Here is a 16,165-nt window from a genome sequence, read left to right as displayed (position 1 = left end):
TTCAGTCTCCAACCCGGTGCGTTGAAAAGACATTAGCCGAGGCGGACGAGTCGTCCAAAATGAATGACCCGGCCAGGAGGTGGAAACTCCGGCCGGGTCAAAACCTCGATCGGCGAAGATCGAGGCAAGCGGTAGATAGTGCAGCGCGGGCGGTTGCACAAGGCGTCTTGGAACAAAAAGCAAAGCGGCGGCCCGGGCCTGGGTCGCCGCCTCCGTTTGGACCCTTGGGAGGGGAAGTCAGTAGCGCGCGCTGCCCAGCGCCTCGAAGGCCGCATTGCTGCGGGACTTTAGGCCCACCGCCAGGATTGCGCCGACGATGGCGGCGATCAGCACGATGGACGGCAGGAACCAGCCGAGGAAGCCCGAGGCGCCCGAGAGGTTTCCAAAGTTGATGACGATCTGGAAGATCACCACCAGAAAAGCCAGGCCCGAGACGACTGGCAGGATCCAGGCTTTGAGGGCATTGGGCTCGAGCCCGGCATTGCGCGAGAAGAAGGCGACGACCGCGAAGGACGTTGCCGCCATGAGCACGATAATGCCCAGCGTCCCGACATTGGTCAGCCAGGAGAAGAGGTTGAGCACCGGATCCTGGCCGGTCACCGCGAATAGTGTGATGACGGCTACCGCGATGATGGTCTGGATGACCGAAGCGACATGCGGGCTCTGGAACTGGCGGTGCGTTACCCCGACGCCGGCAGGCAGCAGGCCTTCACGGCCGGCGACATACATGTAGCGGGCAACCCCGTTATGGAAGGCGGTGACACCGGCAAAGAGGCTGGTGACGAAGAGGATGCTCATCAACTGGGTGAGCCAGCCGCCGACATAGCGATCCGAGAGCGTGAAAAGGAACGTCGTCGGATCAGCCAGCCCGCCGATTTCGCCGACAAGCTTGTCCACGCCCGCCCCGTTGGCCATCAGCCAGGAGGTGAACATGTAGAAGACGCCGATCAGCAGCACGGAAATGTAGGTCGCGCGCGGCACGGTGCGCACCGGTTCCTTGGCTTCCTCCGAATAGATGGTGGTGGCTTCAAAGCCGATGAAGGCGGCGAAGCAGAAGAGAATGCCGATGGCAGGCGAGCCCTGGAAGAACTGTGCCGGCGTGAACGGCGCCAGGCTGAGCCCGCTATCCCCGCCCTGCCCGATGATGGCAAAATCGAGGATCAGCACCACGAGGTATTCGAGAACCACGAGGACAGTCAGAACCTTGGCCGAGATGTCTACGCGGCGGTAGCCCAGCACGGCAACGAGGGCGATGCCGACATAGCACCACACCCACCAGGGCAGGTTTATGCCCCACCCAGCGAGGAGGCCCGATGTCGCTGCCCCGAAGAGCCCGAAGACGCCGATCTGCATGCAATTGTAGCTGACGATGGCGATGATCGCCGCCGCGCCGCCCGCCACGCCCCCGAGCCCCCGGGTCGTATAGGCGTAGAAGGCCCCGGCATTGCGCACGTGGCGCGACATGGCGACATAGCCGACGGCAAACAGTAACAGCAGCACGGTGACGAGAATGAACGTGGCCGGAATGCCCGCTCCATTGCCCAGCAACATGCTGAGCGGCACGCCGCCGGCGACCGCGGTCAGCGGCGCGGCTGCCGAAACGACGAGAAATGTGACGGCCGCCACGCCGAGGCTGTTTTTCCTCAGCTGGTTGGCCTGGCCGTCCGTAGTGGAATTGGTGGTCAAAGCTCCCTCCTGCTCAACCGAAACGCACCTCCCCTTCGGTTCATAATACGAACCGATGGTGCATATCCGAAGACTGACAGGGTTCGTTAACCACTGTCAACTTATTTCACGTGTTAAGCATCAGGGAATGAAATGGCCCGCCGAAGCGGGCCATTCCGACGCGGTGCTGCGAACAGCCGCTAGACGTTGTTGGCGGTGATCTCGTGGATGCCGTTGGCATCCTCGAAGATGATGGTCACCGTGCTGGCGGCGGGGTGGCCGCCACTGCCAAGGGTCGCCACATCCACGAAACTCGCTCCGCCGGAGGTGCCGTTGGTATCGACGCTGAGCACGCCGGTGGTTTCATTGTAGTGCACGAAATCGGAGACGTTGCCCGAGCCGGCATTGAAGAGGCCCGTGAGGTCGATCTTGTCGCCCTCGCCACCAACACCACTGTAGTCGGTGATGAGGTCAGCCGCGTCGAGGTTGCCGAGCTTGAACGTATCGGCACCGGTGCCGCCGGTGAGGGTATCGAACCCTGCCCCGCCGAACAGGATGTCGTTGCCGTCACCGCCGATGAGGAAGTCGTCTCCGCCGCTGCCGATCAGGATGTCGTTGCCGCCATGACCATCGAGCGTGAAGCCCGTGTCGGTGGTGGCCGCGATGGTGGTGACCGAGGGGGCGCTATGCTCAACACCAGTCGATGAGTCAGTGCTGGTCCCTGCATTTGAGGACGTCGAGGTCCCCGTGATCGTAGCTGCGAAGGTCGTCGTGATCGTGAATGTGTTGCTATTTGCTGCGTAGCTCGCGGTGACTCCTGGCACCTGATTTAGCTGCGTCACCAGATTTGCGGCAGCGCTATCAAAGCGACCGCCATCATTGAAGCCGGAGCTGTAGCCCGCAGAGTATTCATGCTCGCCAATGTAGATTGTAATCCTCTCACTGCTACCTTGGAAGTCATTTGGATTGTTGGCAAAGTCTACGGTGTGCAGGAAGCTGTTTATGATCCCGCTGGTTACAGAGAACGTGTCACCTGGATAACCGATCATCTTCACGGCATTACCGGTAAGGTTCGCTGGAAGCGTCACTCCTTCGGCGGCAAGGGCCTGTGTAAGCGTCAGCGAGCCAGCAACGACGTTTTTGAGCGCATCGTAGACTTGCTCGCCCGTCTGGCCGCCATTGGACACCGTGTAGCTGAATGTCGCGCCGTTGACCGTCAGGGACACGACGTCACCTGCATCATAGCTGGACGCAAACGCGACCGTCGTCTGCTGCGGCGTGCCGATGTGGTTTTCGACGGCGGGGGCCGGTTGGTTCGTCGTTGCCGCAGGCGCACTGGTGATCGTCGGGCTCGAAGAAGCGCCAGACGTTGCCGAGACGGTCACGTCGGATGTGGTCGTGATCGTGAACTTGTTGTTGGCAGCGTCGTAGCTGACGCTCTCGACGCCCGAAGCCGACTGAAGCTTGCCCAGCAGAGCCGCCGCAGCACTGTCGAAGTACTGGTCCGGCGTCTTCCCGCTGCTCAGGCTTTCCTGAGCAGTGTAGGTCGTCGACCCAATGATGATGGAGATCGTCTCCCCATTGCTCATGCCGCTTGCGTTCTTGTCGAAGTCGATCGTGAAGACTCTCGGTGCCCCGTTGCTGATCGCGCTGGTCACCTCGAACGTCTGACCGGCATTGCCACTCAGTACGACGGCGCTGTCCGTCAGGTTGCTTGCCCAGCTCACGCCGGCCGACGCGAGGCTGTTGCCGAGACTCACGCCGTCGACGATGGTCCCCCTGAGCGCGTCATAAACCTGCTCACCAGACTTGCCGCCGGTAGGCACCTCGTAGCTGTACGTCTTGCCATTCACCGAGATCGAGACCACGTCGCCGGCATCGTAGGACGAGGCGAAGGTGATCTTGGTGACCTGGCTCACCGTCTGCGGGCCGGCGACGATGATGTCGTTGCCCGAAGTGCCGTCGATGATGCCGACCGTATCCTGGGACACGGTGGCCGAGCCGATGGCAGACGTGGTGCCGTTGCTAACGGTGTAGCTGAACGTGCCGCCGGCCGGGTTGGTGTCGACGATGGTGACATTGCCCGGGTTGGTGGCGAGGTTCGTGGTGACGCCGTTATTGTTGCTGGTCGCAGTGATGTCGAGCGTCTGGTTGCCGGCATTGGTGTCGTTGGCCAGCATCGCCCATTCGGGCACGAGGAAGGCGTTCCCCACTCCGGCATTGGTGATGATGTTGTCGATGCCCGGAGCCGGCGGCGTGTCGTTGACCGTGATCGTGGCGGTCGCAGGGGTAGCATCCACGCCACCGGAATTGTCCTGGGCGGCGAACTGGAAGGTCTGCGAGCCGAAGTAGTTCGCATTCGGCACGAACTGGATGGTCGCCTGGTTGCCCGTGGCCGGCACGAGGTCGCCCACGTGCAGCTCGGTGCCGTTGTACATCAGCGTGCCGTTGGTCGGCAGGCTGCTGATCACGAAGGCCGCGACCGTGCCATCCGGATCCGCGCCCGTCAGGAGCACGGCGATGGCGGTGTTCTCGGCACCCGAGGCGGCAGCGCTGGTGGTGGTAGGCAGCTCGTTGATCTTGGTCACGTTGACGGTCAGCGAGGCGCCGGCCGTGTCTCCATCCCCGTCACGCAGGACGTAGTTGAAGGTTTCGACGCCGCCGACATTGGTGGGGGCGAGATAGCTCCATTCGCCGGCCGCATGGGCGCCGGTGGTGGCGAAGTAGAAAGTCAGCTTGCCGCCCATCGCCGTCGGCACCTCGATCCAGGTGCCGTGATCGACATAGCCGGACGGCGTGGAACCGCTCTCGGCTACGTTGTTGGAGCCGTTGAAGGTGTAGACGACGCCGTTGACCGTGATCGACTGGATGTAACCGCCGTCGGCGCCGAAGCTGTCGTTGGACAGCACGTTGCCTTCCACAGAGGCCGCCGTACCGATGGCGTTCTGGAGGGTCGAGACGAAGCCGGAAACGTCATTCTGGTCCGGAACGAGGATCACATGGTCCTCGCGTCCATTCGCGTCCGCGTCGGTATTGGGGTAGGAGACCGGCGAGAGCGCCGAGACGCTTACATCCGGACCAATGCCCACCGCGAAGACGTCGCCGATCTTGTTGGCCGGGTCGGAGACGAAGGTCTCCCACTCGTTGATCGAGACGTTCGAACCGCTGCCGTCGTTGGTGATGCCGCCGCCCGAGGACGGTTCGCCGTCCGAGAGGAAATAGACCGCGGTTTCGGGGGACACGGCCGAAGGACGCGTACCGTCGAAGGCGTTCATGGTCGTCGACAGGGCGGCATCGTAGTTGGTGCCGTTGTTGCCGAGGTTCCAGTTGCTGTCATTGTTGATGAAGGCGATGGCATCGGCCTTGTTCATCCAGACGCCGGTACGGCCGGCGCCGTCGAAGCGGATGATCAGGATGTTCTCGAGCTGGGCGCTGTTGTTGATGAGCTGAAGCATCGAGTAGCGGGCAAGCCCGATACGGTCGTTGCTCAGGTCCGTGCCCGGAACGTTGATGTAGTCGTCGTTCATGCTGCCCGAGACGTCCACGATGAAGACCGCGTCGACCTTCTGGACCGCACCGGCGGTCGCTTCGGCGGTCTCGCCGTGTGCAACCGGGGTATCGTCGTTGAAGGTGAGGTTGAACGTGCCGTTGGTCGTGTCGTTGTTGCTGTCCTTGACGGTGTAGGTCAGGGACACCTGGGCATTGTTCTCGTCCTGGCCGGGCTCGTGGAGAACGGGCTTGAGAAGGGTCACGGTGTAGTTGCCGTTCCCGTTGTCCACGCCACCGTCGACCTTGACCGTGAAGATGCTGCCACGGGCACCCGAAGCCGCCGTAAGCGTATTGGTGGCGGCATCCCACGAATAGGTCACCTGCTCGGTGCCGACCATTCCGCTCGTGCCATTCATGGTCGAGAAGCTGATCGGGTCGGCCGCTGCCTTGCCGTCGACATTGTAGTCGTGCGGCAGGGTGCCGGTCGCGACGGATTCCGGGGAACCGCCGGTCAGATCGTTGGTACCGCCCGGATTGCCGTTGGCAAGCCCGTCGTCATCCAGGGTCGCCGAGGTCGTACCTGCTGTCGGCAGCGAGTTGGCGTTCTGGATGTTGACGACCTGGCTGGCGGTCGCCTCGTCGCCGTCACCATCGGTGATGCGATAGGTGAAGCTGCCCGTGGTGTCCGAGTTGCTGGCGTTGATGACCGGATCGAACGTCCAGGCGCCGTCGGCCTTGAAGGTGTAGGTGCCGTTGGCATTGGTGAACGTGGTCGTCCCGCTGGCACTGATCGCCTGGAAGCCGAGGCCCAGGCCGAAGTCCACCGCCGTCACCGTGGCGCCGTCCGCGCCCTGGTGATCGTTGGCGAGCAGGTTGGTGCCGTTGGTGGCGCCGGCGGTCTCGAGGACCGACATAGCCACGTCGGAGAACGCCTGCGGGGCATCGTCGACGATATTGATCACCAGGTTGCCGGCGGCAGAGGTGTCCCCGTCGGCGTCCTCGACTGCGACGGCGAAGCTGACGCTGGTGCCCTCACCCGAAGTGTTGTCCTTGAGGGTGTACACGTAGCTGATCTGCCCTTCCCCATTTGCGCCGTAGCTGTACATCGCGCTCAGCGTGCCCTGGATAGTGTCCGAGATCACCGTCAGGGAGGTGGTCAGGGCCACCCCGTTGAGGCTGACCTGCGTGAGACCATCGGGCGAGGAGAAAGCGATCGTGCCGCTGACGCTTTCGCGGGTATCGCCGTTGGCGCCGGGCTGGATCGCTTCGCCCGTACCTTCCGGCTCAAGACCACGTGCCGGAAGGCCGGCTTCGTAGACGGAGGTCGTCTCGCCGCCCGCCGCCGGAACGGTGAAGGTCGGCGTGGCATTGCCGATGTCGATGGTCAGCGTGGCCGTGGCCGTGTCGCTGTCGCCATCCTTGAGCGTGTAGGTGAAGACGTCCGAGACGCCGCCGGGGGTGCCGGCATTGCGGGCGTAGCTGTAGGCGCCGTCGAACGAAATGGTCAGGACACCATACTCGCCGACAACGACCGTGGAGGCTGAGTTGACCTCGGTGGTGCCCGAATGTGCGCTGTACACCTGGCTGACCATGGCGCCGTCGGCACCCGTGGCATCCTTGCCACCGTCACCCTCGGAGTCGGTGATGACGTTGCCCGTTGCCGCGGCGAACGAGCCGGCAGCGACGCTATCGGTGTCGTTCACGGCCGTCGGGCTGTCGTCATTGATGGTGACGGTAAAGCCGGCCGTGCCGGACGACCCGCCAATGTCGGTCACCGTGGCGAGGACGTTGAACGAGACATTGTCCTCATAGGCCGTCTCAGGACCGTCATTGGCGCCGTCGGCATCATGGCCGGGGTGGCTGACCGGCTGGAACAGGGTGATCGTATAGTCGGCACCGGTCGTCCCGATCGAGGAGAGCGCGATCTTGAAGACCACATCGCTCGGGTTGATGCCGTAGCCGATGAGCGTCTTGGTGGTGTCGTCCCAGGTAGTCTGGATGGCGGTGACGCCGTCCAGCTTGACGAGGCCGGTGGTTGCAACCGAGAGCACGACCGACTGCAGCGGATCGACGCCCAGGGTATAGGCGAGATGGCCGGTGGTGGTGGTCGCCGACACGTCTCCCGCGCCGCCGGCATTGCCGGTGGCGTTGATGTCATCCTCGTCGATGACGAGGTCCGCCGGGGCGGCGCCCATCGTGACGCCGGTATTGGCGACGTTGATGGTGGCATAACGGGTGACGCTGTCGCCGTCCTTGTCGGTCAGGGTGTAGGCGATCGTCTCGACGACCGTCCCGGTACCGGCAATGTTGGCGGGCGCCATGTAGATCAGGTGACCGTTCTGGTCGATCGAGAGCGTGCCGCCCTTGTCGCCGGCATGGAAGACCAGGCTGGCCTGGCCATCCGCACCCGCGCTGAATTCGAGCAGAGTCTGGGCGACGCCAAGGTCGTGAGCGCCGCTGCCTTCGTCGAAGGTCGGGTGGACGCCATAGTCGCTCATGTAGACGGCGTCGTCGTTGATCGTCACCGCAATGGTGGCGGTGCCGGTGCTGCCATCGGCATCGGTCACGGTCGCCAGCACGTCAAACGAGAGATTGTCCTCGAAGTTGACCGGGGCGTTCGGGTCCGAATTGGTATGGTCCGGATGGACCACGGGCTGCAGCAGCTCGATCGTGTAGTCAGCGCCGGTGTTGGTGACGTTGCTCAGCTTGATGGTGAAGACCACGTCGGAGGCGTCGGCGCCGTAACCGGTGAGGGTCTTGGTCGCGGCGTCCCAGGACGTCGACACATTGTGCCCGGCAATGGTCGTCAGGCCCGTCGAAGCGACGGAGAGGGCCACCGACTGCAGGGCGTCGCCGCCCAGCGTATAGGCGAGATGACCGGTCGTCGTCTGTGCGAGGTCGCCGGGGCCGCCCGAATTGCCGTTGGCGCCGGCGATGTCGTCCTCATCGACCACGAGGGCCGTGGGCGCAGCACCCATGGTGACGCCGCTGTCGCTGACGCCGAAGGTGATCTGCTTGACGACCTTGTCGCCGTCACCGTCCTCGACGGTGTAGCTGAAGGTCTCGGTGACCGTCGTGGTGCTCGAGACGCTCGCGGGCGGGGTATAGACCAGGTGGCCATTCCCATCGATGGAGAGCGAGCCGCCCTGGCTGCCGACGCCGAAGGTCACCGACTTGAGGCCATCAGCGCCTGCATCGATCGCAAGCAGGGAGTTAGCAGAGCCCAGGTCGTGGGCGCCGCTGTTCTCGGCGAAGGTTTCGCCGGCGTAGCTGCTGGCGGTCGGACCGTCATCGGCGAAGGCAATGTTGCCGCCCAGGTCGATGGACTTCGAGTGTGTCGCAGTATCGCCGTCGCCGTCGGTCACCGTGGCGGAGCCGGTCAGCGTGATGAGATTGCCGGCCAGCGTGACCAGGTCGCTGCCCACCGGGTGTTGGATCTGGGAGAGCTGGGTCAGCGTCACCTTGCCGGTGGCATCGACTTCGACCTTGAAGATGGTGTTGGCGTCATTGCGTGCACCGGCGCTGGTGGCGGTCGAGCCGTAGACAACGCCGTTGTCGGAGTAGAGGCGGATGGTCAGGCCATTGGCGACGAGATTGGACTGCAGGCCCTGGCTGGAGATACCCAGACCGAAATTCCACGCCACGTGACCGGCGCCGTCGGCGCCGTAATTGGTGTTGGCCTGGAAGACGTTGCCGAAGTTGGCGGTGGAAACCGCGGTGTCGCTGGCTGCGCCGATGGTATCGGCGTCCTGAGTGGTCAGGACCACGCTGTTGTTGTCGGTGGCCGAGACGGAAACGGCCGGGCCATCGTCGTAGAAGCGGACATTGCCGCCCAGGTCGATGGACTTGCTGGCGCTGGCCTTGTCGCCGTCGCTATCGGTGATGGTGACGGTGCCGACGAGCTGGACCAGGTTGTTGGCGAGGCTCGCGTACTGGCTGGCGTAGTTCGAGGAGCTGCCGCCGGAGTGGTCGATCTCGGCATACTGGATCAGCTTGACGACGCCCGAGCCGCTGACCTGGAGCGCGAAGATGGTATTGGCCGTGGAAACCGCGCCGAGCGAGCCGGCAGTCGAGCCGACGACCTGCCCGTCGATCAGGTAGAGCCTGATGGTGTCGCCATTGCTCTTCTGGCCGGAGTCGGTGCCGTCGCCACCCAGAAGGTTGAAGCCGTAGCTCCACGTGGTGGCGCCCTGCCCGTCCGCACCGTAGGACGGGGACTGGATCGAGAACAGGTTTCCGAAGTTGGCAGTGTCCGTGTCGCTTGCGGCGCCGATCGTGTCGGCGTCGTAGGTCTTGAGCACGACATTGCTGTCGCTGGATACCTTGAGGGAAACGGACGGGCCATCGTCGGCGAACCGGACATTGCCGCCCAGATCGATCGAAGCGCTCGAGGAGGCAGAGTCGCCATCGCCATCGGTGATGGTCACAGTGCCGGTCAGCTTGATCAGGCCATTGGCGAGATTGGCGAACTGATCGTCGTAGGGCGCAGATGTGTCGCTGTTGTTGGCGTGGTCGATCGCCTCATACTGGGTCAGCGTTACCGTGCCATTGCTCGAGACGACGATCTTGAACACGGCGTTGCTGATGACGCTGCTCGACTGTCCGGACGTCGAGGTCGAGCCGTAGATCACCCCCTGGATATTGTAGAGGTAGATATTGTTGCCATCGCTGTTGAGACCGGAGTCGACGCGGCCGTTGACCGGCGTACCGGTGATCGAAAGGCCGTAGGACCAGGACGTATTGCCCGGGCCATCGGGGCCGAACGAAGAGGACGACACCGAGAACAGGTTGCCGAAATTGAACGAGGCAACATCGCTCGAATAGCCGACAGTGTCGTGATCGTAGGTGGTCAGGATGGCGTTGCCATCGCCGGCAACCGCGGCGACTACGGACGGGCCATCGTCCGCAAAGCGGATGTTGCCGCCAAGGTCGATCGTGGCGCTGCTGGTATCGGTGTCGCCATCGCCGTCGGTAACCGTGACGGTCCCCACGAGCTTGACGAACCCGTTGGCGAGGCTGGCCAGTTGATCGTCATAGGGCGAAGCGGTGTCGTGATTGTAGGAGTGATCGATCTCGCGATACTGCGTGAGCGTCACGGTACCGGTGGCATCGACCTCGATCTTGAAGACGGCCTGGGATTGCGCATGATTGATGTTGCTGGTGGTCGAGCCGTAGATGACGCCGTTGACGAGGAACAGGCGGATGTCGCTGCCATTGCTCCCCAGCCCCGAGTCGACGCCGTTGTAGCTGGCGAGCTGGAGGGCATAGGTCCAGGTTGGTGAACCGCCGGCGCCGTCGGCGCCGTAGTTGATCTGGGCACTGAAGAGGCTGGCGAAGTTGGCGGTGACCGTTTCGCTGCCGGTGCCGGGCGTGGCGGCATCGTGCGTGGTCAGCGTAACCTGGGATTCCCCGTAGGCACGTGCCTCCACGCTCGGACCATCGTCGCGGAAGCCGATCTTGCTGCCGATGCCGATCGAGTCCGAGACTGTGTCGCCATCGCTATCGGTGACCGTCAGGACTGCGTTGATCTTGCCAGCGAGGTTGATGGTTTCGTTGCTCGAGTGCGTGTTGTCGTGCTCGAGCGAGAGATACTGGGCGATGCTGACATAGCCCGACTGGTCGATAGAGATGGCGAAGGCGGCCTTGCCCGCGTCCGCGCCGGTATCGACGCGGCCGACGATGAGGTTGCCTTCCTGCACGAGGGTGATCGAGCTGCCATCGGTGAGCTTGAGGCCGGAGACGGCGTCGACGATCGCCAGGGAGAACTGCTGGCTCAGGGCGGGGCTGTCGGCGCCGATGGCGGAGTCGTTGTAGACGACGGCGCCGTCACTGCGGGCATAGCCGAGCGCCTGGCCGGCATTGGCGACGCCGGCGAACAGGGCCTTGACGGCATTGGAGGTGGTGTCGTCGGCATCGTACTGGGAGCCATAGGACTCGTCGTGAACGACCGAGGCGCGGCCCAGGTCGATGTCCGCGACCGGAACGTCGTCCACGACCTTGATGACGAACTTGCCGTCGAGCGTGACGGTGTCCCCATCCCCATCGGTCGCCTGGATGATCTTGCCGAAGTCGATGCCGTCGATGGTGGCGCCGTTGTTGCCCGAGCGCAGCTCGGTGTTTTCGCCGTTGCCGGCCTTGTGGATCAGCTCATCGAAGAGCTCGAACTTGTAGGTTCCATCGGCATTGATGGTCAGGCGGAACACCGGGTTGGAGGTGTCCTGCCAACCGTCGGTATCCGGCTCCCAGGCGGTGATGACATTGCCCGAGCGGGTATAGACCAGCTCCTGCCCGTTTTCGGGCAGCGCCGTCTCCTTGGAGAACAGGTGGAGGCTGGTCAGGTAGGACTGCCAGTTGGTCGTGAAGCTGAAGGCGGTGTTGGCCGCGCCATCGGCGCCGAAGTTCACCAGGTTCGCCAGGGAGCCGGTGATGTAGGCGGCGCCGCTCCAGCTATCGGTGTACGAGCCGTTGCCGGGCCCGCCTTCGCCATTGCCGTCGCTCGGGCTCGTGCCGTGCGACCAGTGGGTATTGATGTCGTTCTCGTAGATCGAGCGCACTTCGACCGAACCGGCGACGAGGGTCGGGCCGTCGTCGTCGAAGGCGATGTGGTCGCCGATGGCGACAGTCTTGGTGACGGTGTCGCCGTCATAGTCGGTGGCCGAGACGACAGCCGAGACCTTGCCCGTCAGGTCGATGGAGTCATCAGCCGAGCCGATGTCGCCATGCCTGAGCGAGACGTACTGGGCGATGGTCACCTGGCCCTGGTTGTCGATCGAGAGCGCGAAGGCGACCTTGCCGCCGTCGAACGTGCCCACCACGACGCCCTGGGCGTTGAGCGAGAGCGTGATCGCCTTGCCGTCGGTGGTATAGAGCCCGGAGTTGGGATCGGTGACCGCGAGCGCCATGGTCACGGTGACCGGCTCGTCGGCGCCCGGTGCGGTGCTGAAGTCCACCACGTCGTTGCGCGCGAAGATCGGCGCGCCCAGCGACACGTCGGTGGCCCCCACCACGCCATGATCCACGAAGAACTGCTTGATTGCGGCAGCGGCGGCAACGTCGGTGACGTCGCTATTCTGCTTGCCGGACGTCTCGTCGATCCGCACGGTGTTGTCCAGGGTGACGGCCAGCGAAGGCACGTCGTCCTTGATCGAGATCAGCAACTGGCCGTCGAGCACGATGCTGTCGCCGTCGCTGTCGGTCGCCTTGATGATCGAGCCGAAATCGATGGCGTTGAGCACGCCTTCGCCATCGTGCTGGAGACCGGTGTTCTCGGCATTGACCGCGTCGGCGACGTGGTCGACCTGGTCGAACAGGCGGAACTCGTAATCGCCCGTCGCGGTGTTGAGCGCAAGCGCCATGACCGGACGGTCGAAGATGTCGGCATGGCCGTTGCCGTTATCGACATAGCCGTAAACGACGTTGCCGACCTGGGTGAAGACGATGGCTCCGCCCTTGGAGGTGAGACCGAGGGCGGTCAGGGTCGAGGCCGCATCGCCGGTGAGGGCAAAGGCATTGCTGGCCGCCGGGCCATCCGCGCCAAAGCTCACCGAAGCTGCTAGCGATCCAGTCACCTTGGCGGCAAAGCCCAGGCCCAGCAGGTTAAACGCGGAGACGGAGCCGTCTGCGTCATCGAACGGGCTCGAGCCGGTCGAGAGGACGTTGAAGATGTCGTTCTCGTCCACAGTCTGGATGGGGGAGAGGCTGACATTGTCGAGATAGGCGCCGAACTCGTCGGCAGCACCGGTGCCGGTGAAGGAAAGCACTGCGTTCGGACCATCGGCGGTGACCACGATGGTGATCTTCTGCCAACCCGAACCGGCGTTCTCGGACGTGATCTCGTGAACGAGGTTGCCGCCGAAGCGCACCTCCATGCCGCTGGAGCCTTCCGAGCCCGGGCGGGGCGAATACCAGAAGGTCAGGACATAGGTCTGGCCGGCTTCGGTGCCCGAAATAGTCTGCTGGACGGTCGCATTGGTGTTTTCAAGGCCACCGTCGCGGTCACCGTCGAGTTCGACCTTGTAGTTGCCGTCCTGCGGGTTCTGCCCGCCGATATTGCCCTGCTGGATTTCGAACAGAGCGCCGCCCTGGGCATTGGTCCAGCCGGGCACGGCGCCGGTGATCGCCCAGCCTTCGCCGTTGACCGGAGGTGCACCCAGCTCGAAGCTGCCGTTGACGATCAGGTTGTTGGCGACCAGAGAGGCCCCGGTGGCGACCGGGACGTCGTCCTGAACCGCGATGGTGAACGAGTTGGGGCTCAGGCCCACGAGCTTGTCGCCATCGAAATCGGTGACGGTGATGATCGAGGAGAAGTCGATGGCCGAGACCGAGCCCTCGCCGCTGCGCAGCGCGAAGTTCTCGCCGCTGCCGGCAACATGGTCGAGCTGGCCGTCGAGATCGAAGCTCCAGGAGCCGTCGCTATTGACGCTCAGGGTGAAGACCGTGCCGGTGACGCCGGTGGCGGTCAGCACATTGCCGAGCACCGAATAGGTGACGGGCTGGCCATGCGAATAGAGGTGGGGCAGACCGGAGAGGTCGAAGTTGACGCTGAAGGTGGCCGGGCCATCGGCACCGACCTTGATCAGGGACGTCAACGAGCCTGCAAGGCCGGAGGCCTCGTCGCTCGAGGTGGTTTCCCCGTTCTCGCGGTTGCCTTCGAGCTTGTCGCCCGCGTCACCCATGGAGGCGGAAATGCCGTCTTCGAGGACCGTGGCGCTGACATGGGGCGCTTCTTCGCCGGTCAGCTGCACGGGGCTATCGTCGTCGACCGCGACAGCAAACTTGCCGCCGACGGTGTCTCCGTCGAAATCGCGTGCGGTGAAGTCGAACGTCAGGGTGATGTCGTTCTCGTCGCCGCCTGCGGCGTGATCGAGCTGGCCAAGCAGGGTGAAGACGAACGAGCCGCTGCCATCGTCGGACAGCGAGACGGTGAAGACGACGCGCTCGGCGCCGGCCTCTTCGCCCTCGCCATGGCCGGCGACGTAGCCGACAAGACGGGTGCCGTTGTTTTCGAGACGGAACTCGATGTTCTCGCCGAGCGAAGTGAGCGCGGAGGCGCCGCTATAGGCGACCGAGGCATCGGTGAAGTAGACGGCGCGGCCGAACGAATCCTGCACGCCCTCGACATCGGGCAGGTCGCCATTGTCGGCGCCCCACTTGATACCGAGAATGCCGGTCGCCTGGGTCGCGGCGCCCTCGACGTCGCCGACGCCACCGGCATTGCCGCCAGCAAGGCCGTCTTCATCCACGATAGCGGCCGCGACGATCCCGACATTGGCGAGGTAGGTGCCGTGAAGACCGTGGGTTCCGGGAATGCCGTTGCCGACCGGATCCGAGCTCGAATTGCCGACTTCCTTGAAGGTGAGCTTGTCGAGCGCGGCATTGCCGGTGGCCGTGACGACGTAGTTGTAGGACGTCATGGCATTGGACGGATTGATTGTGCCGATCAGCTCCCCGCCCCAGTAGACTTCGAGAACCGCGCTGTCCGGAACCGGAGCGCCCGCCTCGAACTGGATGGCGTAGGTCTGGCCATTCACTAGGCCCGAGACTTCCTGGGACAGGGTGATGTTGCCCGGCGAAGCGGCCATGTCGATCATGGGCGCGCCGTTGGAGGTGTGCATGCCCAGGTAGCCGTCATTGACGCGCTCGACCTGCGGCCCCTCGACGATCCAGCCGGTGACGCCGTCATTGTCGGCGCCGCCCCAATCGTGCTGCTGGGTGAAGTCGCCCGGCGCGGTGAAGTCGCCATTGACGATCGTCGCCACCGGCGCGTCGGTGAGGATGGGGCTGTCGTCTTCGATAGTAAGGACGAGGGTGGAGGTATCCGAACCACCCTGCCCGTCGCTGACCGTGATCGGGATATTGAGGGTCACCTGGTCTTCGACATTGGCGATCGGGTGGTCGATCGGGCCCTTGAGTTCGACCAGGTAGTGGCCACCGCCATCGGCCGTGCGGCCTTCGGTGATGGTGATGCAAATGATCTCGACGCCACCGGCGCGGCCGATCAGGACATTCTCGCCCGAGGCATCCCAGACGATGTCGACGCCGCCCGACTTGAGGGCGATTGCGGGAATGCCCAGCACGAACTGGAGCGGATCGCCATCGGGATCGTTGACGGCAAGCTGGCCTTCCAGGGTCGCCGAGTTGGTGGTGTCGTCCGAGCCGGCTTCATCGAGGTTGCCGAAGGCCAGGCCTTCGTCCGAGACACCGCCCAGGACCAGTTGCAACCCGCCGAACATCGGACGGGAGTTGACGCCAAGAAGCTGCTCGAAGTCGGGGAGCCCGCGGAAGAGTTCGGTCGGGGGCAAGAGGTCGCCATAGCCCAGGCCATCGCCGATGCCACCCGGATCCTGCCAGCCGAAATTGCCGTGCGATCCTTCGGCCCCGCCTTCGGGACCGGCTGCCGCCTCGATGCCGTTGGCGGCAAAGAGCTGCGCCACGGTCTGCGGCGGGATTTCCACCGCGCCGATGAAGAGGGTAAGCCCCTGCACCGCCCCGTTCGGGATGACGATGACGGTGCCGTCGGGCTGGACGAATTCGAGGTTGGCGCCGTTCTGGCGGGGCTGGCTGATGTCAGCGCCCTCGGGCAGGCGTGCGATGTTGCCCTCGGCCATTTCGACCACGACCTGCTCTGGAGCGGCGTCCATGGCTGGAACACTTGCCTGGGCGACGAGAACCACTTCGGGGCTGGGAGCGACGTCTTGGGTGACGCCGGGCAGCACTTGCGCCCCTGCGCCGGCCGAAACAGAACTCACATCGTCGGAAGTTGCGCGGTCGGAAACGACTTCACGGTTGGCCGAACGATCGAACTCGTTATTGATAGCCATGAATTCCCCCTCGAAGGGCTGATTACCCGGATTAACACTCGATTAATCACAGCTATCAGCACCCCTTGAGAGGAAGCGAAAGCACCCGTTTTGTTGTTTTATATAGCCGGCTATTCTTGGCCTGTAGTTCTTTTATTAACCCTAACTCGAAGACATATGCGGCTATGCCAGTGCCGGGATTCGTTAAAATG

At 63.7% G+C, this 16,165-nt stretch carries 2 protein-coding genes; both read right to left on the bottom strand.

Annotation, left to right across the window (positions count from 1 at the left end):
* Positions 1–237 precede the first annotated feature (237 nt).
* Complete coding sequence (locus tag FNA67_RS07505; RefSeq protein ID WP_049704603.1) at positions 238–1,686, bottom strand: APC family permease; 1,449 nt, start codon at positions 1,684–1,686, stop codon at positions 238–240.
* Between the two features lie 179 nt (positions 1,687–1,865).
* Positions 1,866–15,974: a DUF5801 repeats-in-toxin domain-containing protein gene (locus tag FNA67_RS07500; RefSeq protein ID WP_147655580.1), complete on the bottom strand. Its 14,109-nt coding sequence runs from the start codon at positions 15,972–15,974 to the stop codon at positions 1,866–1,868.
* Positions 15,975–16,165 lie beyond the last annotated feature (191 nt).

The sequence above is a fragment of the Youhaiella tibetensis genome (assembly GCF_008000755.1).
Classification (GTDB): domain Bacteria; phylum Pseudomonadota; class Alphaproteobacteria; order Rhizobiales; family Devosiaceae; genus Paradevosia; species Paradevosia tibetensis.
This window is presented reverse-complemented; position numbering and strand designations above follow the sequence as displayed.

Bases quoted from the DNA above. Each gene is read 5' to 3' on its own strand.
- FNA67_RS07500 (WP_147655580.1), bottom strand. From the start codon at position 15,974: ATGGCTATCAATAACGAGTTCGATCGTTCGGCCAACCGTGAAGTCGTT.